The organism is Rhodococcus sp. Ni2 (assembly GCF_021352185.1).
Classification (GTDB): domain Bacteria; phylum Actinomycetota; class Actinomycetes; order Mycobacteriales; family Mycobacteriaceae; genus Rhodococcus_F; species Rhodococcus_F qingshengii.
Window position 1 is genome coordinate 2,721,288 of the sequence record NZ_WOXZ01000002.1, and the last position, 25,052, is coordinate 2,746,339.

Consider the following 25,052-nt stretch of genomic DNA (forward strand, 5'->3'; position numbering starts at 1 on the left):
GCCTAGTGGAGACTGCTCTGAGGCTGGGAAGGTGCTGGCTGATCCTGCTCCGGTTCGGGCGTCGACGCGAGCTTGCTCGGCCACCAGATCTTCTGACCGATGTCGTAGGTCAAGGCCGGGACCAGCAAGGATCGGACGATCAGAGCGTCGAGCAGGACACCGAACGCCACGATGAACGCGATCTGGGCGAGGAACAACAGAGGGATCACCGCCAACGCCGAGAAGGTTGCTGCCAGAACAACTCCGGCAGATGTGATCACCCCGCCGGTCACCGTGAGTCCCCGCAGAGCGCCCGCCCTGGTGCCGATCTTCAGCGCTTCCTCACGCACCCTCGTCATGAGGAAGATGTTGTAGTCGATTCCCAGAGCCACGAGGAACACGAACGCAAAGAGCGGGACCACCGGATCCGCGCCGGGGAAACCGAAGACGTGGTCGAACACCAGCGACGAAATGCCCAGTGTCGCAGCAAACGAGAGCACAACGGTGCCCATGAGAAGCAGCGGTGCGAGAAGCGAACGCAGCAAGAGCGAGAGAATCACGAACACCACGATGATCACCACGGGAATGATGAGTGTCCGGTCCCGTGTCGAGGTGGTCTTCGTGTCGAGGTCGGTCGCAGTGACGCCACCGACCAATGCGTCGGCGCCCTCCACTGAGTGAACTGCATCACGCAGTCGCACGATGGTGTCTTCGGCCTCGAGCGAGTCGGCAGCGTCAGTCAACGTCGCCTGCAGGGAGACTCGCCCGTCGACAACCAGTGGGGCTCCCCCGTTCTGCACGACGCTTACGTCGCTGACACCCTCCACGCGACTGGCTGCCGCAACGGCATCCACTTGGTCTGCATTCGCGATGACCACGGCCGGTGAACCCGAACCCGCGTCGAAGTGCTCGCCGAGAATCTCCTGGCCTGCAACCGAATCGACATCGAGCAAGAAGATGTCGGACGACGAGACACCGCTGGCTTTGAACTGCGGCATCATCATCGCGAAGATCACCAGCACCAGCGTCGACGCCACCCAGAAGCGGCGCGGATGCCTACCGATTCGAGCAGCGAGCCCGGCCCAGAACCGGTGATCGTTCGCCTCGTCGTGGTGCTCGCGGTCGGCATCGAACTTCGGCTTGGTCGGCCAGTACGCCGTCCTCCCGAACAGAACCAGGACAGCAGGTAGGAAGGTCATCGATGCGAGGAAGGACGCGGCGATACCGATGGCGGCCACCGGACCGAGTCCGCGGTTCGAGTTCAGGTCGGAGAGCAACAGGCACAGAACGCCCGCGATGACCGTTCCTGCAGACGCTGCGACAGGTTCGAGCGTCGCGCGCCACGCAGTGCGCATTGCTGCGTACTTGTCCTTCTCGATCCGCAATTCTTCCCGGTAGCGAGAGACCAGCAGTAGCGCGTAGTCGGTGGCGGCACCGAACACGAGGATGAACAGGATGCCCTGGCTCTGACCGTTCAGTGCGATGACGTCCGCGTCCGCGAGCAGATACACGAGCAAGCTCGACAATCCGAGTGCGAAGATCGCCGAGAAGATCACCACGAACGGCAGGATCGGGCTTCGGTAAACGATGATCAGGATCACGATCACGACGGATCCGGCTACCAACAACAGCAATCCGTCGATACCGGCGAATGCTGCCGACAGATCCGCAACCTGCCCAGCGGGGCCCGTGACCTTGACTGTCAGTCCGTCAGGGCTCGACTCCAGCGCCGCGCGCAGCGCTTTCACGCTGTCCTTGACTTCGAGGGTGCTGTCGACCGGCAGGAACATCTGGAGTGCCTGGCCGTCGGCCGACGGGATCGGCGGCGATGAGGCGTCGCCGAATCCTTCGGTACCGACGAACGAATCGACGGTCTGGGAAAGGAAGGTCGAGTCGGCGGGCTCGAGGCCACCCGGTCGTTCCGCCACGATGATGGCCGGCACGAAGCGCGTGTCCGTGAAGCTCTCTTGAAGCTTTGCCACCTCGGTCGCTTCGGCCGACGCGGGCAGGAACGACGTGTTGTCGTTCTGCTGCACCGTGCTGAGCTTTCCGGCGAACGGACCGCCGAATCCTCCGATTGCCAGCCAGCCGATCACGAGGAGAGCTGGCACAATCCATCGAAGGCGACGAACAGGACGATTTTGTACTGGTGTGCTCACTGGGTCTCCAGGGATCGGCAGCAGAGGACTTGCCGACTATTTTGTTCAGCATGCTGAGTAATTGCAAACGGAAGGCAGAAAAATGAGCAGCGACGGCCTGGACGACTGGCCCACCGGCCGGCTGTTGTCCACCGCTGCACGCCTGGTGGAGCACTCGTGGGAGAAGGTCTTGCGGTCTCAGGACATGACGCACGCGGGCCTGATCGTGCTCCACTCGATCGCCGGTGGGGCGGCGTCTCAACGCGACATCGCGAAGAACGCCCGCGTCACCGATCAGACGATGAGCCGCACGATCGACCGTCTCGAACGAGCGGGTTACGTCACTCGTGACACCGATCCGAGGGACGAGCGTCGGCGCGTGATCGCGATAACCGACGCCGGAAGACTGACGTACGAGCGACTACTGACGCTCGAGAAGGAAGATGCGGCGTTGACCGTCGGCGTCGGGGATGTCGCCGCGCTGCGCGAACAACTACTGCGATTGGTTCGCTCACCCGGATTGAAGACGGCAACTCGCGAACAGCAGGAAACGTCTCGCGACTAGAAGGCCGGCCAGGGAATCGTTCGATGGCCGTTCGGTTCGGGCATCACGGCCGACTCTGCGAACTGCATCGCCCGCACCGCCAAAGCCACGATCTCTTCCTCGGTGATCAGTTCGGACAACTCGTCGCCGAGATCCCCGTCGAGAGTTGTCGCGAATTCGGCGACGTCGGCAATCAAGGCACCGGGTACAGGCTGCCCGGCCCACCCCCACAACACGGTCCGCAGCTTGTTCTCCGAGTGAAGACAGATTCCGTGATCAACGCCGTACACCGAGCCGTCGACGCCCTCGAGGGCGTGACCACCCTTGCGGTCGGCGTTGTTGATGAGGACGTCCAGAACGGCCATTCGCTGCAGCCGTGGATCGTCCGCATGGATCAGGGAGACGGGTTCACCCTCCGAGTCGAAGGCCTGCAGGACCTCGAACCACCCCGGCGGAACGTTGCCGGGACTGCACAGGTCCACCATCTCGAGTCCGCCAGATCCATCCGCACGGCGATCGACGGTGTCGATCCATCGCTGCACCATGCCTGGACCGAAGGGGCCGTCCCGCAACACTGTTCGCGGAATCACTCCCCAACCCAGCGCCTCGGACACGCGGTACGACGCGACCTCACGCCCCGCCAGTGTGCCGTCCGGGAAATCCCACAGTGGGCGTTCACCCCGGACCGGCTTGTAGACCACGCGGGTGGACTTCTCCCCCAGAGTCGACTCACATACCAGCGTGGCGTTGCTCGCCGTGGTGATCTGACCGATCAGAGTCAGATCACCCTCGAGCAGCACGTCCGGCACACCAGGTTCGGACACGACGTCAGACCTCGTCGTCGTCTGCGTCGTCGATCGCGAAACCGAAGGACTCGCCGCGTCGGTACCCATTGGTGCGGATGCAGACGTGCCCCTCGGGCGCCAACGGTTCACCACACAGCGGGCACGGCGCGCGTCCCGCCGCGATGACGCGTTCGGACCGCAGCGAAAACTCGCGCGCTTGCTCCGGAGTCAGGAACACACGGACTGCGTCCGGACCGTCGTCGGCGTCGTCGAGGACAACCGATTCGTCGAACTCCGTCTCGCTGACGGCAAGCAGCTCCACGACGACCGCCCCGGCATCGGCGTCCCAACCGAGCCCCATCGTGCCGACCCGGAACTCCGCGTCGAGTGGTGTGACCAGCGGGCTGAGGTCGGAGACGTCGTCGGCTTGTGGCGGAACCTCGGTTCCGAAGCGTCGATGCACCTCTTCGAGGAGTAAGCCCATGCGATCGGCGAGAACCTGAACCTGCTGCTTCTCGAGCAGCACACTCACCACCCGTGATTCGTGCACGGCCTGGAGATAGAAAGACCTGTCACCGGGTTCGCCCACCGTTCCTGCGACAAATCGGTCAGGAGTGCGAAATACGTGAATCGCGCGCGACATTGCACCTCCTCGAGTTCGAGCAGAACATCACTGAATACCCATTATCCGTCACAGCTCACGCACCGACCTCTCCGCCGGGGACGGACTCCTGCGCGGGAGCCGAACCGTTGGTCGCGGCCTTCGCTGCACCGATCGCGGCGAGTACGTCTCCGGTGTCGTTGACGCGAAGAACGAACGGCAGTGTCGCCGTGTAGCGAATCACACTGACCGAGGCGGGCTCGGCGACGATGCGCTGGAACGAATCGAGGTGCATCGCAAACGCGTCGGCGAGAACCGATTTGATGACGTCACCGTGCGTGCACGCGATCCAGACGACGTCCTTGCCGTGTTCTTCGGCCAGCCGTGCGTCGTGCTCTCGGATCGCGGCAACGGCTCGCGCCTGTACCTGGGCCAGCCCTTCACCGCCGGGAAACACTGCACCGGAAGCGTGGCGCTGCACCACTTTCCAGAGCGGTTCTTCCAAGAGTTCCTTGAGCGGGCGACCCGTCCAGTCGCCGTAATCGACCTCGATGAGGCGATCCTCGACCACCGGCGTCAGACCACGGTCGACGGCAATGGGGCCGACCGTCTGCTCACACCGCAACAGCGGCGAGCGGACGATCTCCGCGATGTCCAGACCGACCAGCCGATCGACGACGCCTTCGGCCTGTTTCCGGCCGTGGTCGTCGAGTTCCACACCCGGCGTTCGACCGGCCAGGGTATGGGCAGTGTTGGACGTCGACCGCCCGTGCCGCAGTAGGACAACTGTCATTCCACAACCCTAATGGGGCGGTGGCCGCACGGACGGGTGGTCGACGTCGAAACGGGCCCTATGTCGCGGACACGACCCCTGTGGCCAGCAACGCAAGGACGACTACGCCGAGAGCGATTCTGTATCCGACGAACCAGTACATGGAGTGATCGACAACAAATCGAAGCAGCCAGGCGATCGCTGCGTAACCGACCGCGAAGGCGATGACGGTTGCCACCAGCAACTGCGGACCGCTCGCGTTCAGACCCTCACCGGCCGGCTCGAAGGCATCCGGGAGGCTGAACAAACCGGAGGCGAGAACTGCCGGAATCGCCAACAGGAACGAGTAACGGGCTGCGGCCTCACGGGTGAGTCCGAGGAAAAGGCCGGCACTGATCGTGCCACCCGAACGTGAGACACCCGGGATGAGCGCGAGCGCCTGAGCCGAACCCATGATGATGCCGTCGCGCGCTGTGAGCGATTCGATCGGGCGCGTCTTGCGTCCGTAGTACTCGGCAGCAGCGATGACGAGCGCGAACACGATCAGCATCGTGGCAATCAGCCACAGATTGCGTGCGCCGGTACGGATCTGGTCTTTGAAGAAGAACCCGAGGATGCCGACCGGGATGGTGCCGATGATGACGTACCAGCCCATCCGGTAATCGAGATCGCCCCGGTGCTCGGCATTGAACACACCTCGGAACCAGGCAGTGATGATCCTCACGATGTCGCGTGCGAAGTAGATCAGGACCGCCAACTCGGTGCCGAGCTGCGTCACCGCGGTGAACGACGCGCCGGCGTCACTGCCGAAGAATATCTCCGACACGATTCGCAAATGTCCGGAAGACGAGATGGGCAGGAACTCGGTCAAGCCCTGCACGAGGCCCAGGATCACGGCCTGGAGCCAGGTCATCGCTTCGCCCATCACTCACCGATCCCGGCTGATTCGAATGGGGTTACTGCACACAGGTTTCGTGTGTCGGGTTCACGTTTCACCGGCGCCACGCTACCGGGGCCCACGGCGCCGCGCCGCGCCCGGCACGTCCGTGTCCGAATACCCCGACTCGAGGCGAGCGCCTACTAGTCTGCACGTGGTGAGATCTCTCGGGTGCCGCACTTGCGCACACGAGTCGGGCGCGAGATGCAGGCGGTTATGAAGCACAGATCTGTCGGAACGAGCGGACTTCGGGTCTCGCGACTTGGGCTCGGCACACTGACATGGGGACGCGACACGGACGGCGACGAGGCTGCTGCGCAGCTACTCGCGTTCGCCGAGGCCGGCGGAACCCTGGTCGACACCTCGCCCGCCTACGGCGCCGGTGCGGCGCAACGAATCCTCGCCGAGTTGCTCGACGACGTCGTTCCACGTGACGAACTCATCGTCAGCTCGAGCGCCGGCATCGACCCCACACCGATCGGCACCGACCGCGTCGACTGCTCGCGGCGCGGATTGCTCCGCCAGCTCGACGCGACTCTTCGTGAACTCGGAACCGACTTCCTCGACATGTGGCAGGTCGCAACCTGGGATCCGCTCACGCCTGTCGACGAGGTTGCAGCAACCCTCGACTACGCCGTCTCGAGCGGCAAGGTGCGGTACGTCGGAGTTCGCGGCTACCTCGGCTGGCAGCTCGCGACGGCCGTAGGAGCCGGTGGCGCAACAACACTCGCCGCGACGCAGGCCGAGTACTCGTTGCTCGCACGCGGCGTCGAGGAAGAATTGTTCGCAGCGGCGGCCCATCACGGCGTCGGAGTGTTCGCCGCAGTACCCCTCGCGGGCGGTGTGCTGACCGGCAAGTACCGCGACGGCATTCCCGTCGATTCGCGCGGCGCCGACGAAGCACATTCGCAGGATGTGCAGAGCTATCTGACCGATTCCTCGATCCGGGTGGTCGACGCAGTCGTTACCGCTGCCGACGGTCTGGGTACTTCCCCACTGGCGGTGGCACTGGCCTGGGCGCGCGATCGCGCCGGGGTGGCCAGCGCCGTCGTCGGCACGCGTGATCTCGCCCAGTTGACAGGAGTACTGGCAACCGAAGAATTGGAACTTCCGAAAGCGATTGCCGCGGCTCTCGACGATGTGAGCGCTTGATCTGTCCCGCTGATCGAAATACCGGAGGTATCGCGTTGGCGAGGGCAGGCTAACCTAGTAGGCAACGCTTGACTACAGCCTCAGGAGAATCAATGACCACGCTCGACGTAGACAGCCTTTCCGCAGACGCAGGCCCAGCCTTCTCCGAACGAATCAAGACCGAGACGGACGCAGCACACCGCGAGACGGAGCAGTCGCGATTCGTAGGCGCACTACTCGGCGGTGAGCTGACCACGGCTGGCTACGCCGCACTTCTGGGACAGACGTACCTCGTCTACACGAGCCTCGAAGAGGCCGGCCGCACACACGCCGACAACGAGTTGGTCGCCCCGTTCCTGTCCGAGGATCTGTTGCGCGTGGCTTCACTCGAGGCCGATCTCGAGTTCCTCGGCGGACCGAACTGGCGCGACGAACTCGTGGCACTGCCGGCAACCGAGCGCTACATCGCCCGCCTGAAGGAGGTGGCGTTCGACTGGCCTGCCGGCTTCGTCGCACATCACTACCTTCGGTACATGGGCGATCTCTCGGGCGGACAGATCATCCGCCGGATGCTCGAACGCGCCTACGGATTCGAGACCGACGGACTTCGCTTCTACATCTTCGAAGGCATCCCCAAGCCGAAGCCTTTCAAGGACGACTACCGCTCGAATCTGGATGCACTGCAGATTCCCGCCGAGGAACAGCAGCGTTTCATCGACGAGGTGAATCTGGCGTACCGCCTCAACGGCGACCTGTTCGCCGACCTCGAAGGCGACATCGAGAGCTACCTCGTCAAATGATGAAGCGCTTGGCCGCGGCGGCTCTGGTCGCAGCAGCCGGTTTCGGTCTGGTGGCTTGCGGGTCCAGCGACACTTCGACGACATCTCAGGGTGCCAGGACCGCGGTACTCGAAGATTCCAGCCCGGTTCCCGTGTCCGACAACCCGACCGCGACACTGCCCGTGACGGTGAAGAGCTTCGACGGCGTCGACGTGACCATCACCGACAACAGCCGGATTGTTGCGGCCGACCGCTACGGGACGCTCGCGACGACGACGGTGGCGCTCGGCCTCGGTGACAATCTCGTCGGCCGCGACACCGCCGCCAAGTTCCCCGCAGTCGCGGACGTGCCGGTTGTCACGGTCGGCGGCCAATCGCTCAACACCGAGGCGATTCTCGACCTCAATCCCACCGTTGTTCTCACCGACACCAGTATCGGGCCCAAGAGCGTCCAGGATCAGTTGCGCGCCGCCGGTGTTCCCGTCGTCTTCTTCGATCCGACCCGAACACTCGAGGGTGTGCCAGGACAACTCCAGGCCGTCGCCGACGCGCTCGGCGTACCCGCCCAGGGCGCAGCGCTGGTCGATCGGACCGAATCGGAAATCGCTGGAGCTCGCGATCTGGTCCCCACCGAGGGCGATCCACTGAAAATCGCATTCCTCTACATGCGCGGATCGGCCATCACCATGATCGGCGGTGAAGGGTCCGGAGCAGATTCCTTGATCGAGGCACTCGGCGCCACCGATGCAGGAACCGCCTCGGGCATCACACAACAGTTCGTGCCCATCACCAGCGAAGCGCTCATCGCCGCAGCGCCTGACGCCCTGCTGATGATGACGGACGGATTGGCATCGATCGGCGGAATCGACGGCCTCGAAAAGGTCCCTGGCATCGCTCAGACGCCGGCTGGAAAGAACAAACGAGTAGTCGACATGGCGGACGGAGTACTGCTCAGCTTCGGGCCGAACACCGGACGCGTCATGGCGGCACTCGCCGAAGCGATCTACGAGCCCGGTGGATCGTGAGCAAAGATTCGTGAGTGCTGATTCGTGAGTACAGAGACAGGTAGTTCCGAAGCAGGTAAGACTGTGTCGGCCGAGGATTCACACGACGTCGGGGGCGCCGACAAGTCGGCGTCTGGCCCCGCGTCGCGGTCGCGGGTGAGTGCGGTTCTGGTCAGCTTGACTCTCGCCCTCGTGATCGTCGCGGTGCTGTCGGCGTGCATCGGTCAAGTTCCGACGTCGCCTCTCGAGGTTTTGGGCAGCATCCTGCATCGCATCGGGCTCGACCTCGGTCCGATGCCCGCCCATCCCAGCGGTGAAGTGACTTTGTGGGAGGTTCGATTCCCCCGCGTCGTGCTCGCCATCTGTGTCGGCGCGGCGCTGGGATGTTCCGGTGCGCTCCTGCAGGGTGTGTTCTCCAATCCGCTCGCAGAACCCGGAGTGATCGGAGTGTCTGCGGGCGCGGCAGTTGGCGCGAGTGCTGTCATCGTCGTCGGGGGAACGTTCGTGGCCGGCTGGGCCGTTGCTGCGGCTGCGTTCGTCGCCGGGCTGGTCACCACCGCGGCGGTCTACCTGCTGGCTCGGCACGAAGGCCGAACCGAAGTAGTGACGTTGGTGCTGACGGGCGTCGCGATCAACGCGTTCGCCGGCGGGCTCATCGCGTTCTTCACCTTCGTCGCCAGCCCGTCCGCTCGCGATCAGATCGTGTTCTGGCAACTCGGCTCACTCAACGGCGCTTCCTGGAACGCAGTCCTGATCGTGGCGCCGATGACCGTCGTCGGGATCGCCGCGACCATGATGATCGCCCCACGTCTCGACCTGCTGGCGCTCGGTGAACACGCGGCCCGTCATCTGGGCGTCAACGTCGAACGGCTTCGCCAGTTCGCGGTACTGATCGTCGCTCTCTTGGTCTCGGCGAGTGTTGCCTTCACGGGAATCATCCTCTTCGTCGGCCTGGTCGTTCCGCACCTGATGCGCATTCTCGTCGGACCTGGCCACCGCGCGCTGATTCCGGCGAGCGCCCTCGCCGGCGCACTGGTTCTGCTTGTCGCAGATCTGGGCTCGCGGTCGCTGATCGACAACGCAGACCTGCCCCTCGGAATGCTGACCGCTCTGGTGGGCGGCCCCTTCTTCTTCTGGCTTCTCCGACGCACGCGCGCGCAACAGGGCGGGTGGGCATGAGCAGCCTCGTAAGAAACTGGCGCGAACTGTTCGGCCGCGTCACCCCCGAACCGAAGAGCCCAGCCGTCGGTGATGTCACCCTCGAGGCGCGCGACATCACCGTCGAACGCGGTGGTCGGCAGATTCTGGAAGGCGTGTCCATCGAAGTCCGGGCAGGCGAGCTAGTCGTTCTCGTCGGACCGAACGGCGCCGGTAAGTCGACTCTTCTTGCGGCGTTGGCCGGTGATCAGCCCGTCATCGCTGGGCGGGTGGACGTTGACGGCACCGACCTCACTCAGTGGTCGCCGATCGACATGGCGCGCCGACGCGCGGTGCTCCCCCAGAAACACACCATCGGATTTTCGTTCAGCGCTCGCCAGGTGGTTCGTATGGGACGTGCGCCATGGACCGGAACTCGCCGAGAAGACCGCGACGGCGCTGCTATCACCGCGGCGATGAAGACCTGCGATGTCGAGGGGTTTGCCAATCGGCCGTTCGCCGTGCTGTCCGGCGGCGAGCAGGCGCGGGTCGCGCTGGCCCGGGTACTGGCACAGGAAACGTCGACCATCCTGCTGGACGAGCCGACTGCAGCTCTCGACCTCGGACACCAGGAGGCGGTGATGTCCGTGGCGCGCGCTCGCGCTGCGGACGGCGATGCCGTCGTCGTCGTTTTGCACGACCTCGCGTTGGCAGCGGCGTACGCGGATCGGATCGTCGTGCTCGAAAACGGCCGCATCGCCGCTGACGGTCCCCCGGAATCGGTGTTGCACGAAGAGCTTCTGACCCGCGTCTACGGTTATCCGGTCGAGGTGTTCCCGCATCCGACAACCGGAGCAACGCTGGTCATCCCGCGCCGAGAATTCACCGAACAGAATCGATGATCGATCCCAGCCTGTTCAGGACGGCTCTCACCGTCGGCAGGCTGCGGCCGTCGCCCTCACGAACTCCGTCACCGGGACCGGGCTGTGACCAATCAGCCTCCGTGGACAGAACTGCGTCGCGGACCACACCGGCGATGCTTCGCTCGTCGGTCAGATCGATGTCGGTCACCGATCGCTCCGCGGTGGCGACAACGTCTGCAGGGGTCGGCACACTGTGCTCGCAGTATTCGCCGTATACCTCGACGAACAGCATGCTCTTTCGTACGCGGAACGCGAAAGTTCGACCGTCGGACCTGCCGAAACCGTGTGCGTGAGCGCCGACGGTGAGGTCCTCGATCTCGAAGCCCGGCCGCGCCGGTTCGGGCGACTGCGCGCCGGAATCGGTGGGTTCTGTGGGAATCACAATGATCTCCTCGGTGATTGCAGCGTCAACCGCAACCGCTGTTCGTACGGTATCGCGTCAAGGGTGTGAGCGGAATGGTCGGTAGTTCCTCGACGCGATGAACGGCGCCCGACTGCGATCAGGGATGATCGATGACAGTCGCACTGCGTGAAGAACAGATGACAAGAAAAAGAGGAACTACACATGGCTCGCCTAGGGATCCGCACCACTGCAGCAGCAATGGGGGCGGCGGTTCTGCTGGTCACAGGATGTTCTTCCAGAGATGGCGGAGACGACCTCATCACGATCGATCCCGCAACGGCAGCGGTCTCACCGGCCACCACCAGTACCCCGGACGGCGTGGTTCACCCGTATTCAGGTCTGATCGATTCCATCACATTCGACCCGATCACGCGCAGCGCTGTAGTGGTTGCCAACGATCCCCGTTCGGTGCTGGTCGTTCCTTCGGACAGTTTGGCCGGCGCCGACCCCGCCTCTGCAGGTCGTCCAACAGCCCTGGATTCCGACGTACGCGACGTTTCGATCGGCTCTGACGGTAGCGCTCTTCTGTCGATGGATCGCCAGGTAGTGAAGCTGAATCTGACTTCGGGCGAACAGATGTCCATCCCGGTCGACGGGCAGGCGAATTCAGCGGTCGAACTCAACGACGGCCGCATCGCGATCGGCACGGACAATGGTTCAGTTCACATCGTCGACCCGAAGACCGATCAGTCACAGACGGTTTCGGGATTCGCATCCGTCGACGAACTCGCGGTCACCGGCGACAACCTGAGCGCCCTCGATCACCGTCAGACCTCGCTGACGGCGATCAATCTCGAAGACGGCAAACTCGGCGTCGCTCTTCGCGCCGGTGAGGGCGCAACTCATCTGGCCACCGATCGCTTCGGACGCATCCTTGTCACCGACACCACCGGAAACGAACTGCTCGTCTTCACTGCCGATCCGCTCCTGATGCACCAGCGCTACCCCGTCGGCGAGTCGCCGTACGCCGTCGCCTACGACGAGGCCGCGGATCGGGTGTGGGTCACGCTGACCGCGACCAACGAAGTGGTCGGCTTCGATCTGTCGTCCGGCATCCCCGTGGAGACCGGACGGTTCAAGACGGTGCGACAGCCGAATTCGTTGGCCGTAGACTCTTCCAACGGCAATCTGATCGTCGGATCGGCAACCGGTGACGGGCTGCAGGTCATCCCGTCACGGGAGAACTGATGGAAAAGCGTACGCGCGGGATCCCCGCGCAGTGGGAGACGTCGGACGACAAGTTCGACTACGTGCCGCTCCGGCTACCGCCGAACGTTTCGCGGGTCACGGCGTCGATGCGCCTGGCGATCTCCGCCGAGTTCGGCGGATGGGAACTCTCCCGAGTCCGTCTCTACCCCGACGGCAGTCGTCGCGTGCTCCTCAAGCGAAAGAAGACGCCGCTGCACGTGACCGATCCGGACGGCATTCAGCACTGATCGTTCAACAGACGACCAGGGCCCGCCGCTGTCGAAACCGCTGACAAAATCACACCATCGAAGAGCTGGAGAATCGTGTACCAACTGCTGCTGAGCCTGATGTTCCGGGTCCCACCGGAACGCATCCACCACATTGCCTTCACCGCGATGAAACTGGTGACACGGTTCGCTCCCCTTCGCTGGCTGGTCGCAAAAGTCCTTGTCGTCGACGACCCGGTTCTGCGGAGTCAGGCATTCGGTCTGACGTTCCCGGCACCTCTCGGCCTCGCCGCAGGATTCGACAAGGACGCCACCGGCGTCGACGCCTGGGGCCCGTTGGGATTCGGTTTCGCCGAGGTCGGAACAGTGACGGCCCAGGCTCAGCCCGGTAACCCCGCGCCGCGTCTCTTCCGTCTTCCGGCCGACCGCGCTCTGATCAACCGGATGGGCTTCAACAACCACGGCGCTGGTCACGCGGCGAATTTCCTGCGACAGCGCCGCGTCACGGTGCCGATCGGTGCCAACATCGGCAAGACCAAGATCGTCGAAGCCGCCGACGCCGCTGCCGACTACACCGCCAGCGCGCAGCTTCTGGGTCCGCTGGCCGACTTCATGGTCGTGAATGTCAGCTCGCCGAACACACCTGGACTCCGTGATCTGCAGGCCGTCGAATCACTGCGCCCGATCCTGCAGGCCGTGCTCGACACCGTCAGCGTGCCGGTACTGGTGAAGATCGCGCCCGACCTCTCGGACGAGGACGTCGACGCGGTCGCCGATCTGGCAATCGAACTCGGACTTGCCGGAATCGTCGCAACCAACACCACGATCCGTCGCGACGGTTTGAAGACCCCGGACGCCGAGGTAGCTGCACTCGGCGCAGGCGGGCTGTCCGGTGCACCGGTCGCCGAGCGCTCACTCGAAGTACTTCGGCGCCTGTACGCCCGAGTGGGCGACAAGATGACCATCATCTCGGTCGGCGGTATCGAGACGGCCGATCAGGCGTGGGAACGGATCCTCGCCGGCGCGACGCTGGTGCAGGGATACACCGGCTTCATCTACGGCGGACCGTTCTGGGCTCGCAGCATCCACAAGGGCATAGCCAAGCGGGTCCGCGCAGCCGGCTTCTCGTCAATTGCCCAGGCTGTGGGAGCTGAGAACCCTCGCTAGAAACTGCTGTGCGCCTTTATTAACCGCCCGCGGTTAATAAAGGCGCACAGCATGGTGACTATTCGACCTCGAACGTCCCGGTCAAGGTTGCACGCGCAATCGCGTGATGGAACACGTTGAAACCGAGGAACGCCGGCGACGAGTCAGGGGTGACTCCGTCGAGTGTCTCCACGTCGAGGGCATGCACCGCGACGATGTAGCGATGCGGACCGTGCCCGGGAGGCGGGCCTGCACCGATGAAACCGAACCCACCACCATCGTGGCGGAGGGTGACGGTTCCGGCGGGCAGGACATCGCTGTCCGCCGCGCCGGCACCGGCGGGGAGCTCGGTGACGGAAGCGGGGATGTTCGCCACGGCCCAGTGCCAGAACCCCGACGCAGTCGGTGCGTCCGGATCGAACACCGTCACGACGAAGCTCTTCGTCTCGGCCGGAAAGCCGGACCACGAGAGCTGCGGTGAGATGTCTTCGCCACCGGGGACACCGAAGGCTCCACTGGCCTGAGCAAGCTTCAGCGGCTGGCCCGCAGTGATGTCGTCACTGGTCAGCTCGAAACTCGGCAACTTCGGCAATGGTTCGTACGGATCGTGCGCCATGCGAATCCTTTCTGTGACAAGAGAGCTCGATGTGCGTCGAGCTCACGGATCTATCTACGTGCTCGTCAGGAATTGAGCAGGAAATGTTCCAGAACACGTGTCCCGAACAGTAGTGCGTCCACCGGAACTCGCTCGTCGACGCCGTGGAACAGCGCGCTGAAATCCAGCTCGGGCGGCAACTGCAACGGCGCGAAGCCGAAGCAGCGAATGCCCAGTTTCGCGAATGCCTTCGCGTCGGTTCCGCCGGAGAGCATGTACGGAACTGTGCGAGCCTCCGGATCGTGGGCGAGGATCGCCTCGTTCATGGCGTCTACGAGATGGCCGTCGAACGTTGTTTCGTACGAATCCAGCTTGGTGATCCACTCGCGGGTCACGTCGGGACCGATCAGTTGGTCCACCGTTCGCTCGAATTCGGCCTGACGTCCCGGCAGCACGCGGCAGTCGAAGACCGCCTCGGCCGTCTGCGGAATGACGTTCGCCTTGTATCCGGCCTTGAGCATCGTCGGGTTCGCCGTGTCACGGAACGTCGCCCCGATGATGTTGGCGATCGTCCCCAACTTCGCGAGAGTCCCGTCGATGTCGGGTGATCCCGGATCGAAGTCCAATCCGGTCTCCTCGCCGACGGCGGTCAGGAACTCCGCGACCGAATCCGAGATCACGATCGGGAACTGGTGGGCAGCAAGCCTCGAGACCGCGCCGGCGAGTGTCGCGACTGCGTTGTCGTCGTGGAGGAAGGAGCCGTGTCCGGCGCGTCCCTTGGCAGTCAGACGCATCCAACCGAGGCCCTTTTCCGCAGTCTCCACGAGGTAGAGCCGGCGGTCGGTTCCGTCAGGCCGCGGAACCGTCAGCGAGAAACCGCCGACCTCACCCACGGCCTCGGTCACTCCCTCGAACAGATCCGGGCGGTGCTCGACCAGCCACTGGCATCCGTACTTTCCGCCAGCTTCCTCGTCCGCCACGAAGGCGAACACCAGATCACGCGGCGGTACGACGCCTTCCGCCTTGAACTGTCTGGCGAGGGCCAGGATCATCCCGACCATGTCCTTCATGTCCACGGCGCCGCGCCCCCAGACGTAACCGTCCTGGACGGTGCCGGCAAAGGGATGGACGCTCCAGTCGGCGGGCTCGGCCGGAACTACGTCGAGGTGACCGTGAAGCATCAACGCACCACGACCCGACTCGGCTCCCTTCAAACGAGCAAAGACATTTCCTCGGCCGGGTGCTCCGGACTCGACGTATTCCGTCTCGTAACCGACTTCTTGAAGCTGCGCGGCAACCCACTCCGCGCACGCACGCTCGCCTTTGGTGGTTTCGAGTTCTCCCGTGTTCGAGGTGTCGAAGCGGATGAGGGAACTGACCAGTTCGACTACTTCTGCTTCGGCTCTGCTCGGATTCGGATTATTCGGGGTTGTGGTCATTCCACTTTCCTACCATCGAATCAAACGACGCGGGCGACCGGAATGCCCCGCAACCTGGCGATTTGGGGCAGCTCACCTAATCGGATACTCTTTCCCAGCACCGAGAAATCGGGGCCGAGTCCGAGTGGCGGAATGGCAGACGCGCTAGCTTGAGGTGCTAGTGTCCTATTAACGGACGTGGGGGTTCAAGTCCCCCCTCGGACACTCGAATACAGCAGAAAGACCCCAGCCTGATCAGGTTGGGGTCTTTTTGCTGTGCGCCTTTATTAACCCCCGGCGGTTAATAAAGGCGCACAGCAGTGGGGCGATTTGGGACCTGGGGATGGCATCGGATACTCTTTCCCAGCACCGAGAAATCGGGGCCGAGTCCGAGTGGCGGAATGGCAGACGCGCTAGCTTGAGGTGCTAGTGTCCTATTAACGGACGTGGGGGTTCAAGTCCCCCCTCGGACACTCTGTGTTGAGACAGACAGGAAAAGCTCCGGTTCATCGAACCGGAGCTTTTCTCGTAATTGGCGAAGTTCCCGCACCAGGGAACAGTCCGCGCGAGCGGCGATCGAGATGGAACAGAAGTTCGAAGTGGATACAGACACCAAGAAGTCGGATGCACTGCAGGCAGATTCGCTGGAAACAGCCGATTCAGAATCTGCTCGAGCCGAACTCACCGGACTCGACCCCGCAGAACTCGAAATCTGCCTGAAGGTCCTTTCCGAAGCCGCCGAACTCGACGACGAGCATCCCGATTCGATCACCATGCAGCGCGCTGTCGGCCATCTGTTCAAGCGACTCAAGAAGAAGCGTCGCCTCGCCTCGCGCGCAGCCGTCAACGAAGCCGACCGCCAAGTGGTCGCTGCGACTGCCACCGGTTCACCCGATCGCATCGACGACGAGACCGCAGGCATTCCGATCAAGTCGAACACCGCCGGCGCCTCCGCCGGAACGCTCATCAAGGCGCGGCCGTGCTACATCTGCAAGCAGCGCTACACCGCAGTCGACGCCTTCTACCACCAACTGTGCCCCGATTGCGCTGCCACCAGCCGCAGCAAACGTGATGCCAGCACTGATCTCACCGGCCGACGCGCACTTCTGACCGGCGGCCGCGCGAAGATCGGCATGTACATCGCGTTGCGCCTGCTGCGTGACGGCGCACATCTGACCATCACGACGCGATTCCCCAACGACGCGATCCGCCGATTCAAAGCGATGGAAGACAGCAACGACTGGATTCACCGTCTGCGCATCGTCGGCATCGACCTCCGCGACCCCGCCCAGGTTGTTGCACTCGCGGATTCCGTTGCCGCACAGGGTCCACTCGACATCCTCATCAACAACGCCGCGCAAACCGTCCGACGCTCCCCCGGTGCCTACGGCGCTCTGGTCGACGCCGAGTCCGGAGCGCTGCCCGCCGGTGAACTGCCTGATGTCCTGACCTTCGGCAAGACGAGCGACGCTCACCCCGCGGCTCTGGCCGGATCGCTGTCGGATGTCGCAAGCATCACCTCCGGAAATCTGTCCGCCGACGCGGTCAGTTCACTCGCACTCGTCGCCAAGTCGGCTTCACCCGATCGCATCGAGCAAGGCATCGCCATCGACGCCGGCGGGCTGCTGCCGGACCTCGCGCACACCAACAGTTGGGTCCAGACCGTCGAGGAGGTCGATCCGATCGAGCTTCTCGAAGTCCAGCTCTGCAACTCGGTCGCGCCCTTCATCCTCGTTTCGCGCTTGCGCCCGTCGATGGCCGCGGCCGCTGCACGACGCAAGTACGTCGTGAACGTTTCCGCCATGGAAGGCCAGTTCAGCCGCGCGTACAAGGGCCCTGGCCACCCGCACACCAACATGGCCAAGGCAGCACTGAACATGCTGACCCGCACCAGCTCCAAGGAAATGCTCGACGACGGCATCCTCATGACCGCCGTCGACACCGGTTGGATCACCGACGAACGCCCGCACTTCACCAAGATGCGGTTGGCCGACGAAGGTTTTCACGCACCACTCGACCTCGTCGACGGTGCCGCCCGCGTCTACGACCCCATCGTTCAGGGTGAACTGGGCGTCGACCTGCACGGCTGCTTCCTCAAGGATTACAAACCTTCGCCGTGGTGATCGGCAGCACGCCGCATTCGTGATGGGCAGCACCCAGCCGCCCCGATGTGGCGATCTCGTCACCCCCAAACCCCCGTGTCGAGTAGCTCATTTCAGGTAGAGCACAGCATTGCAGGCGATAATGGAGTGCGTACCTGCTCACCGACTCGGAGGAACCATGACGATCGCCGTCGTACACAAGGACAGCCCGGAAGGCCGCGCCGCAATCGTGGCCGCCGCACGGGAATCCGTGGGTCGAAGCGAGGAACTGCTGGTTCTGCACGTCCTGGACGACGTCAACATCGGAGGCACGGCCAACCTCGGAGACACCGAGGACGATCGGGCCGCTCTTCGCGGCGAAATCCAGTCGGCGCTCGACGCCGGTGGATTCTCGGAAACGAAGTGGGATCTGCGCACCACCGAGCACGACGGCGATCCGGTTACCGCGCTCGTCGACCTGGTCCACGACGCGGGTGTCGATCTCCTGATCGTTGGAACACGCCGGATGTCCCCCATCGGCAAGTTCCTCCTCGAACGCCCGCTGCAGCGTCTCCTACTCGAAGTGGAGGCTCCGATCCTCGTCGTCAAGGAACCCCTCCCCGCCGAGTGACCTCGGTCACATCACTTTCGGGTGCTCGTTTGTAGGCTGGCTCCATGACTGGAACCTCGCCCGCCCGAGAACTCGACATCATCGTCTACGGAGCGAGCGGCTTCGTCGGTAAGCTACTCGCCGACTACCTCGTCAAACATGCTCCCGAAGGCACGAAGATCGGCCTCGGTGGCCGTTCCCTCGAGAAGTTGGCAGCCACTCGCGCCGATCTGGGTACCGCCGCTGCCGATCTCCCCCTGATCATCGCCGACGCCGACGACGCCACCGCACTGAAGGCACTCGCCCAGCGAACCCGGGTCGTCGCCACCACGGTCGGCCCGTATGCCAAGTACGGCCACGCCCTTGTTCACGAATGCGCCTCCGCCGGAACTCATTACGTCGACCTCACCGGCGAGGTGCTGTTCCACCGCGAGAGCATCGACGCTAACCACGCCCTGGCCGTGTCGACCGGTGCCAAGATCGTCCATTCCTGCGGATTCGATTCCATCCCTTCCGATCTCGGAGTTCACGTCCTGCACGAGAAGGTCGCCGCCGACGGCGCCGGCGAGCTCACCGACACCACCCTGGTGGTCACGGCCCTGCGCGGCGGCGTGAGCGGTGGCACCATCGATTCGCTTCGCAACCAGATCGACGTGTCGAAAGACGATGCGCGCCTGCGGAAACTTGCTGCCTCGCCGTACTCGCTGAGCCCCGATCGTGATCGGGAGCCCGAACTCGGACGCCAGAGCGACGTGAGCGTGGTCGACGGCAAGAAGATCGATCCGTCGTTGAAGGGGTGGAAAGCGCCGTTCGTGATGGCGTCGTACAACACACGAGTCGTCCGTCGCAGCAATGCGCTCCGAGAGTGGGCGTACGGCAAGAAGTTCAAGTACAGCGAGGTGATGAGCGTCGGCTCATCGGTGGTGTCACCGGTGATTGCGGGCGGCGTGGCGGTCGGCCTCGGCGCGCTGGTCGCCGGACTCGCTCTACCTCCGACACGTTTCCTTCTCGACAAGGTATTGCCGGCTCCCGGTGAAGGTCCGAGCGAGAGCACCCAGAAGAAGGGCCACTTCGCGCTCGACGTGTTCACCACGACCACGACCGGCGCCCGATACACATCACGAGTGAAGGCGAAGGGCGACCCGGGATACAGCGCGACGGCGGTAATGCTCGGCGAATCTGCGTTGTCATTGGCGAAGGACCAAAAGGCTCTTCCCCCGGCCACCGGCGTTTTGACTCCAGCGACAGCGCTCGGCGACGTCCTGGTCGAGCGTCTACGCGCGGCTGGTTTCGAGATTTCCGCGCGCAAACTTTAGACAGAACGAATTTCACTTGATCGTTTCAGCTCTTCGCGCCCGATTATCGCAGCTCAGGGCGCGGACAGCGGTGGGAATACTCCCAGGTAACATTGATGTTGGTTCATGGCATCCATATGTGATGCTCCGCTTTCGGAAAAGTGAGGCTATTCATGACTGAGCGCGTTCAGGTCGGCAGTCTTCAGGTTGCCAAGGTTCTCTACGACTTCGTGGTCGAGGAGGCTCTTCCCGGCACCGGTGTAGACGCCGAAACGTTCTGGGCCGGCGCCGACAAGGTCATCACCGAGCTCGCACCGAAGAACCGCGACTTGCTTGCCAAGCGTGACGATCTGCAGGCTCAGATCGATCAGTGGCAACGCAATCACGCCGGCGCTCCCATCGACGCCGCTGCATACAAGGCGTTCCTGCAGGAAATCGGCTACCTCCTGCCGACGCCTGCCGAATTCTCGGTCACCACCGCGAACGTCGACACCGAGATCACCTCGACGGCCGGCCCGCAGTTGGTCGTGCCGATCCTCAACGCGCGCTTCGCACTCAACGCGTCCAACGCCCGCTGGGGTTCGTTGTACGACGCGCTGTACGGCACCAACGCCATCTCCGAGGAGAACGGCGCCGAGAAGGGTTCCGGCTACAACAAGGTCCGCGGCGACAAGGTCATCGCCTGGGCGCGTGAATTCCTCGATGCGGCAGCACCTCTCGTGTCGGGATCGCATGCAGATTCAACCAAGTACGTTGTCGACGGCAGTGAACTGAAGATCACGTTGGCAGACGGTACGGTCACCACGCTCGCCCAGCCGGAGAAGTTCGTCGGCTACCTCGGCGAGAAGGACGCACCGACGAGCATCCTGCTGCTGAACAACGGATTGCACGCCGAGATCCAGATCGACGCCTCGTCCCCGATCGGCAGCACCGACGCCGCCGGCGTCAAGGACGTCGTTCTCGAATCCGCCGTCACCACGATCATGGACTTCGAGGACTCGGTCGCCGCTGTCGACGCCGACGACAAGGTTGTCGGCTACCGAAACTGGTTGGGTCTCAACCGTGGTGACTTGTCCGAGGAGATCAAGAAGGGCGCCAAGTCCTTCACCCGCACGCTCAACGGCGACCGTAAGTACACCGCAGTCGACGGCAGCGAACTCAGCCTGCACGGTCGTTCGCTCCTGTTCGTCCGCAACGTCGGTCACCTCATGACCAACCCCGCGATCCTCGACGCCGACGGCAACGAGGTCCCCGAGGGCATCCTCGACGCCTTGATCACCAGTGCCTGTGCAGTGCACGGCCTCTCGATCAGTGACGCCAACGGACCGCTCGACAACAGCCGCACCGGCTCGATCTACATCGTCAAGCCCAAGCAGCACGGTCCCGAGGAAGTTGCCTTCACCACCGAACTGTTCGGCCGTGTCGAGCAGGTCCTCGGGCTTCCGGAGAACACGCTCAAGGTCGGCATCATGGACGAGGAGCGTCGTACGACGGTCAACCTCGCCGCCTGCATCAAGGAAGCCGTCGACCGCGTGGTGTTCATCAACACCGGCTTCCTCGACCGCACCGGCGACGAGATCCACACCTCCATGGAAGCCGGCGCGATGGTGCGCAAGGCCGAGATGAAGAAGCAGAAGTGGATCGGTGCGTACGAGGACTGGAACGTCGACACCGGTCTGGCCTGCGGTCTGCAGGGCAAGGCTCAGATCGGCAAGGGCATGTGGGCCATGACCGAGTTGATGGCAGACATGCTCGAGCAGAAGATCGGTCACCCCAAGGCCGGCGCCAACACCGCATGGGTACCTTCGCCGACCGGCGCAACGCTGCACGCGACGCACTACCACCGCGTCGACGTGTTCGCTGTTCAGGACAGCCTGAAGGGAAAGCCGCGTGCGAGCGTCGACGACATCCTGACCATCCCGCTCGCTCCCAGCACCGACTGGACGGACGTGGAGAAGAAGGAAGAGCTCGACAACAACTGCCAGTCCATCCTCGGCTACGTGGTCCGTTGGATCGACGCGGGTGTCGGCTGCTCCAAGGTTCCCGACATCCACGATGTCGCGCTCATGGAGGACCGCGCCACCCTGCGCATCTCGAGCCAGCTGCTCGCCAACTGGCTGCGTCACGGCATCGTCAGCGAGAGCGACGTTGTCAGTGCACTCGAGCGCATGGCCCCGGTTGTCGACCGTCAGAACGAGGGCGACGCCGAGTACCGCAACATGGCACCTGATTTCGATTCCAACATCGCGTTCCAGGCTGCCAAGGAACTCATCCTCGAAGGCGCGAAGCAGCCCAGCGGATACACGGAGCCGATCCTGCATCGCCGCCGCCGCGAGTACAAGGCTGCCAACGCCTGATTTCACCTTCTTCGAACTCGAAGCTGAACCCGAACAGCCTCGGCACCGCTCCCGGTGTCGAGGCTGTTCGCGTAGGCCCCGAAGATTCGTCACTAGACTGGCCGAGGACACAGTCCGTTCAACAGACATTCTTCGAGTGACCAAGGTAGGGCAAGGTACGTGGGCGAACATCGCGGCGGGTCAGGCGCCAGAGGTATCAGTAAGGGGCCGATTCTCGTCGTCGTGCTGATCGTCTTGATCGTGGCAGGCTTCTTCGGATGGAAGGCCCTCAGCAACCGGATCGACGATCAGGGACAGCAGGCAGCCGGTACGTGCGTCGAGGGCAACAAGACACTCGACGTCACCGCGGATCCGTCCATAGCCCCACAGGTCGAGGAACTGGCGAAGCGGTACACCCAGACCTCGCCGGTGGTGCGTGATCACTGCATCGCCGTCGTGGTGCACGGTGCGCCGTCCGCGTCGGTCTCGACGGCACTCGAAGCCGGTCCGGCGGCCCCCTGGGACGACGCAGCATTGGGACCGCGTCCCTCCCTGTGGATCCCGACGAGTTCGTTCGAACTCGCGCCACTGTCGGGCAAGGCCGTGATCAACGGTGATCCTCGCTCGCTCGCGAGTTCCCCGATCGTTCTGGCAGCCGGTCCCGAGACCGCGGCAGCATTGGCCGGCGCAGCATCGAGTTGGAAGTCTTTGCCTTCCGATCTGACGGTCGCCCTGCCGGTCGGAAGTACCGAAACCTCGATGGCTGCACAGGCGATCGCTGCCGACGTCGCCGATGCGGGTGCCGGTCCGGTCACGACGGATCAGGCGAAGTCCGCTCAGGTCAACGCTGCGCTCAGTGCACGGGCGTTGCAGTTCCAATCCTTGCCGACTCCCCCCTCGTCCACTGCCGAAGCCCTCGGAGCACTGAGCGCCGGAACACCGGATTCGGTGAAAGCCGTTCCGGCCACGGAACAGTCGATAGCGCAGAGCGCGAACGCGGCGATGACGACGTACTCCCCCGCCGGCGCAACGCCAGTCGCGGACTATCCGGCGGTCATCGTCTCGGGCAGCGGGATCGACGAAACCGCGTCGCGCGCAGCGGCACAGTTTGCCGATTTCATGCGTGAGCCGAATCAGTCACAGTTGTTCGTCGGCGCCGGTTTCCGGGTCGAGGGCCAAGACCTTCCCGATCTCGGGGCGGTGTCCCCGGCCAAGATCTCGTCCACGTTGAAACCGGCTTCGGCGGAGACCGCAGCGGCGCTCGGTGACATAGTCGCCAACCCGGTCTCGCCGCGTAGTGCCACCATCCTGATGGACACGTCGGCGTCGATGGGTACCGACGACGGTGGCACTACCCGCTTGGCGAACGTTGCCTCGGCGGTGAATACCCAATTGGGTCGCAGCCCTGACGCTTCGGACATCCGCCTTCGCGAGTTCAGCACGGGCACCGACGGAAAACCGTCCGAGCGCATCCTGGTTCCGGGCGGTTCACTGTCCGAGCCGAATCGGCGTGCCACGATCACCGATTTCCTCAACGGGCTTCGGGCCGGCGGAAAGACCTCCAAATACCCGGCGCTTGCCAGCTCCTACAAAGCCGCCGTGGACGGTTTCGACGCGGGGCGAGTGAACTCGGTGCTGCTGATCACCTCGAGTACGCCTGACGAATCCACCACGACGCGAGCCGAACTGCTCAGCGCGATCGCCGCTGCGGGCAATCCGTCGCGTCCGGTACAGGTCGACGTGATCGTCGTCGGTGCGGGCGACGACGTCTCCACACTCCAAGACGTCTCGGATCGGACGGGCGGCACATTGGTTCGGGTCGATTCGACGTCCGACCCCGCTCTCGCGGCCGCAGTGACCAAGATGCTGTCCTGATGGGGCGCGTCGCGGTTTTTGCAGTCCTTCTCGCCCTTCTGACCTGGTTCCTGCATCGCCGACTCGTTCGCGCCACCGGCATCCCGAGGCGATGGGCTCGTCTCGCCGACACTGCGCTTGTCGTCTTGGCGGTCTCGACGCTCATCGGGGTCGGCAGCGGCGAAGTCTTTCCGACATCGTGGGCGCGACCGATCGGATTTGTCGGATGGGTCTGGCTGGCTTCGTGGCTGTATCTGATTCCCGGACTGCTCGTGATCGGCCTGTTCGCCGGGATCGGTCGACTACGTGCACGCCACACGGATACCACGACCGAAGTCGACCCAGCCAAGCGTCGTACGTTGCAGTTGGCTACGGCAGCAGTCACTCTCGCGGCGATCGGCACCGCCGGCTACGGCGTCTACGAGGCGTCGGGCCCCAAGATTTCCCGCGTCCGCGTGCCGCTCGCTCGCCTACCTGAGGGCTTCAACGGATACCGGATCGCCTTGATCACCGACCTGCACGTGGGACCGGCCCGCGGGGTCGACTTCACCCGCAAGGTGGTCGATATCGTGAACTCGCAGAATGTCGATCTGATCGCGATCGGCGGCGACCTCGTGGACGGAACCGTCGCGAAAGTTGCTCCCGATCTTGCTCCGCTCGCCGATCTTCGGGCGCCCGACGGAATCTTCGGAGTCAGCGGAAACCACGAGTTCTACGCCGACGACGGCGGCAAATGGCTCGACGTGTGGGAGACATTGGGGATCACCACACTTCGCAACAGCCGCACCTCGATCCAGCATGGCGGCGATACCATCGACATCGTGGGCATCCACGACTACACGTCGCCGGCCCCGTACGAGCCGAACCTGACTGCCGCGCTCGCAGGTCGCGATCCGAATACTTTCGCCTTGCTTCTCGCGCACGAACCGCGTCAAGCGATCGAGGCATCCGAGATGGGTATCGATCTGCAACTGTCCGGGCACACTCACGGCGGTCAGATGTGGCCGCTGCGGTATCTCGTTCCGCTGCAGCAGCCTTCGGTGCAAGGCTTGGACAGGGTCGGAAACACAGTGCTGTACACGACGCGTGGCGCCGGGGCTTGGGGTCCGCCGGTACGCGTCGGCGCCCCGCCGGAGATCACTGTTCTCGAACTCGTACACGAGAGGTGA

At 63.8% G+C, this 25,052-nt stretch carries 23 protein-coding genes and 2 tRNA genes; 17 read left to right on the forward strand and 8 right to left on the reverse strand.

From position 1 onward, the window contains the following. Positions 1–2: 2 nt before the first annotated feature. A complete protein-coding gene (locus GN300_RS26115; protein WP_370852732.1) occupies positions 3–2,093 on the reverse strand; it encodes an MMPL family transporter in 2,091 nt (696 codons plus the stop codon). 127 nt (positions 2,094–2,220) lie between these two features. On the opposite strand from GN300_RS26115, the gene GN300_RS26120 reads away from it, so the two are divergent. Continuing rightward, positions 2,221–2,682 carry a MarR family winged helix-turn-helix transcriptional regulator gene (locus tag GN300_RS26120; RefSeq protein WP_003946187.1) on the forward strand — a complete coding sequence of 154 codons (462 nt, stop codon included), beginning with the start codon at positions 2,221–2,223 and terminating at the stop codon, positions 2,680–2,682. Here GN300_RS26120 and GN300_RS26125 read toward each other — a convergent pair. The 4 genes from GN300_RS26125 to GN300_RS26140 are packed head-to-tail and all read right to left on the reverse strand — an operon-like array spanning position 2,679 to position 5,744. Continuing rightward, the gene (locus GN300_RS26125) at positions 2,679–3,485 is read right to left on the reverse strand and encodes an SCO1664 family protein (protein ID WP_030537533.1); all 807 of its coding nucleotides are present in this window, start codon (positions 3,483–3,485) and stop codon (positions 2,679–2,681) included. The two genes, GN300_RS26120 and GN300_RS26125, sit on opposite strands and share 4 nt — an antisense overlap. Positions 3,486–3,489: 4 nt before the next feature. Continuing rightward, a complete protein-coding gene (locus GN300_RS26130) occupies positions 3,490–4,089 on the reverse strand; it encodes a DUF3090 domain-containing protein (RefSeq protein WP_003946200.1) in 600 nt (199 codons plus the stop codon). A gap of 55 nt (positions 4,090–4,144) precedes the next feature. Continuing rightward, the gene (locus GN300_RS26135) at positions 4,145–4,840 is read right to left on the reverse strand and encodes a histidine phosphatase family protein (protein ID WP_003946173.1); all 696 of its coding nucleotides are present in this window, start codon (positions 4,838–4,840) and stop codon (positions 4,145–4,147) included. Between the two features lie 58 nt (positions 4,841–4,898). Further along, entirely contained in the window at positions 4,899–5,744 is an 846-nt protein-coding gene (locus GN300_RS26140; protein WP_030537531.1) for an undecaprenyl-diphosphate phosphatase, read from the reverse strand. Positions 5,745–5,972: 228 nt separating this feature from the next. Between GN300_RS26140 and GN300_RS26145 the strand changes: the two genes are divergently transcribed. From GN300_RS26145 to GN300_RS26165, 5 genes are all read left to right on the forward strand, one after another. Further along, positions 5,973–6,908: an aldo/keto reductase gene (locus GN300_RS26145; protein WP_063316377.1), complete on the forward strand. Its 936-nt coding sequence runs from the start codon at positions 5,973–5,975 to the stop codon at positions 6,906–6,908. A gap of 92 nt (positions 6,909–7,000) precedes the next feature. Beyond that, positions 7,001–7,687 carry a heme oxygenase (biliverdin-producing) gene (locus GN300_RS26150; protein WP_003946162.1) on the forward strand — a complete coding sequence of 229 codons (687 nt, stop codon included), beginning with the start codon at positions 7,001–7,003 and terminating at the stop codon, positions 7,685–7,687. Beyond that, on the forward strand, positions 7,684–8,691 hold the full coding sequence (locus GN300_RS26155; RefSeq protein WP_042450998.1) for a hemin ABC transporter substrate-binding protein: 1,008 nt from the start codon (positions 7,684–7,686) through the stop codon (positions 8,689–8,691). Before GN300_RS26150 ends, GN300_RS26155 begins: the two co-directional genes overlap by 4 nt. Positions 8,692–8,754: 63 nt before the next feature. Continuing rightward, a complete protein-coding gene (locus GN300_RS26160; protein ID WP_042451000.1) occupies positions 8,755–9,849 on the forward strand; it encodes an iron ABC transporter permease in 1,095 nt (364 codons plus the stop codon). Beyond that, the gene (locus tag GN300_RS26165; RefSeq protein ID WP_007733386.1) at positions 9,846–10,709 is read left to right on the forward strand and encodes a heme ABC transporter ATP-binding protein; all 864 of its coding nucleotides are present in this window, start codon (positions 9,846–9,848) and stop codon (positions 10,707–10,709) included. The genes GN300_RS26160 and GN300_RS26165 overlap by 4 nt, the downstream gene beginning before the upstream one ends. Here GN300_RS26165 and GN300_RS26170 read toward each other — a convergent pair. Next, a complete protein-coding gene (locus GN300_RS26170; protein ID WP_007733387.1) occupies positions 10,690–11,112 on the reverse strand; it encodes a hypothetical protein in 423 nt (140 codons plus the stop codon). The genes GN300_RS26165 and GN300_RS26170 overlap by 20 nt on opposite strands. Positions 11,113–11,295: 183 nt before the next feature. Between GN300_RS26170 and GN300_RS26175 the strand changes: the two genes are divergently transcribed. The 3 genes from GN300_RS26175 to GN300_RS26185 all read left to right on the forward strand — a co-directional run bounded on the left by GN300_RS26175 (position 11,296) and on the right by GN300_RS26185 (position 13,715). Continuing rightward, positions 11,296–12,321 carry a YncE family protein gene (locus GN300_RS26175; protein WP_063316376.1) on the forward strand — a complete coding sequence of 342 codons (1,026 nt, stop codon included), beginning with the start codon at positions 11,296–11,298 and terminating at the stop codon, positions 12,319–12,321. Beyond that, positions 12,321–12,569 carry a DUF5703 family protein gene (locus tag GN300_RS26180; protein ID WP_003946171.1) on the forward strand — a complete coding sequence of 83 codons (249 nt, stop codon included), beginning with the start codon at positions 12,321–12,323 and terminating at the stop codon, positions 12,567–12,569. Before GN300_RS26175 ends, GN300_RS26180 begins: the two co-directional genes overlap by 1 nt. A gap of 75 nt (positions 12,570–12,644) precedes the next feature. Further along, positions 12,645–13,715, forward strand: coding sequence for a quinone-dependent dihydroorotate dehydrogenase (locus GN300_RS26185; RefSeq protein ID WP_003946149.1), 1,071 nt, complete (start codon positions 12,645–12,647; stop codon positions 13,713–13,715). 58 nt (positions 13,716–13,773) lie between these two features. Here GN300_RS26185 and GN300_RS26190 read toward each other — a convergent pair whose 3' ends face one another. Both GN300_RS26190 and GN300_RS26195 read right to left on the reverse strand, forming a co-directional pair. Beyond that, positions 13,774–14,310: a YbhB/YbcL family Raf kinase inhibitor-like protein gene (locus tag GN300_RS26190; RefSeq protein WP_007733394.1), complete on the reverse strand. Its 537-nt coding sequence runs from the start codon at positions 14,308–14,310 to the stop codon at positions 13,774–13,776. A gap of 65 nt (positions 14,311–14,375) precedes the next feature. Next, positions 14,376–15,728: a M20/M25/M40 family metallo-hydrolase gene (locus GN300_RS26195; protein WP_003946170.1), complete on the reverse strand. Its 1,353-nt coding sequence runs from the start codon at positions 15,726–15,728 to the stop codon at positions 14,376–14,378. Positions 15,729–15,846: 118 nt separating this feature from the next. On the opposite strand from GN300_RS26195, the gene GN300_RS26200 reads away from it, so the two are divergent. From GN300_RS26200 to GN300_RS26235, 8 genes are all read left to right on the forward strand, one after another. Beyond that, positions 15,847–15,932: transfer RNA gene (locus GN300_RS26200), tRNA-Leu, on the forward strand. A gap of 162 nt (positions 15,933–16,094) precedes the next feature. Beyond that, positions 16,095–16,180: transfer RNA gene (locus tag GN300_RS26205), tRNA-Leu, on the forward strand. A 108-nt stretch (positions 16,181–16,288) separates the two neighbouring features. Further along, positions 16,289–17,830, forward strand: coding sequence for an SDR family NAD(P)-dependent oxidoreductase (locus tag GN300_RS26210; RefSeq protein ID WP_074447104.1), 1,542 nt, complete (start codon positions 16,289–16,291; stop codon positions 17,828–17,830). A gap of 157 nt (positions 17,831–17,987) precedes the next feature. Beyond that, the gene (locus tag GN300_RS26215; protein ID WP_063316375.1) at positions 17,988–18,419 is read left to right on the forward strand and encodes a universal stress protein; all 432 of its coding nucleotides are present in this window, start codon (positions 17,988–17,990) and stop codon (positions 18,417–18,419) included. A gap of 44 nt (positions 18,420–18,463) precedes the next feature. Beyond that, complete coding sequence (locus tag GN300_RS26220) at positions 18,464–19,714, forward strand: trans-acting enoyl reductase family protein (protein ID WP_063316374.1); 1,251 nt, start codon at positions 18,464–18,466, stop codon at positions 19,712–19,714. 152 nt (positions 19,715–19,866) lie between these two features. Further along, positions 19,867–22,050 (forward strand): malate synthase G, encoded by a 2,184-nt coding sequence (locus tag GN300_RS26225; protein WP_063316373.1) that lies wholly within the window; start codon positions 19,867–19,869, stop codon positions 22,048–22,050. 159 nt (positions 22,051–22,209) lie between these two features. After that, a complete protein-coding gene (locus GN300_RS29925; RefSeq protein ID WP_063316372.1) occupies positions 22,210–23,904 on the forward strand; it encodes a VWA domain-containing protein in 1,695 nt (564 codons plus the stop codon). Beyond that, on the forward strand, positions 23,904–25,052 hold the full coding sequence (locus tag GN300_RS26235) for a metallophosphoesterase (RefSeq protein WP_054187381.1): 1,149 nt from the start codon (positions 23,904–23,906) through the stop codon (positions 25,050–25,052). Before GN300_RS29925 ends, GN300_RS26235 begins: the two co-directional genes overlap by 1 nt.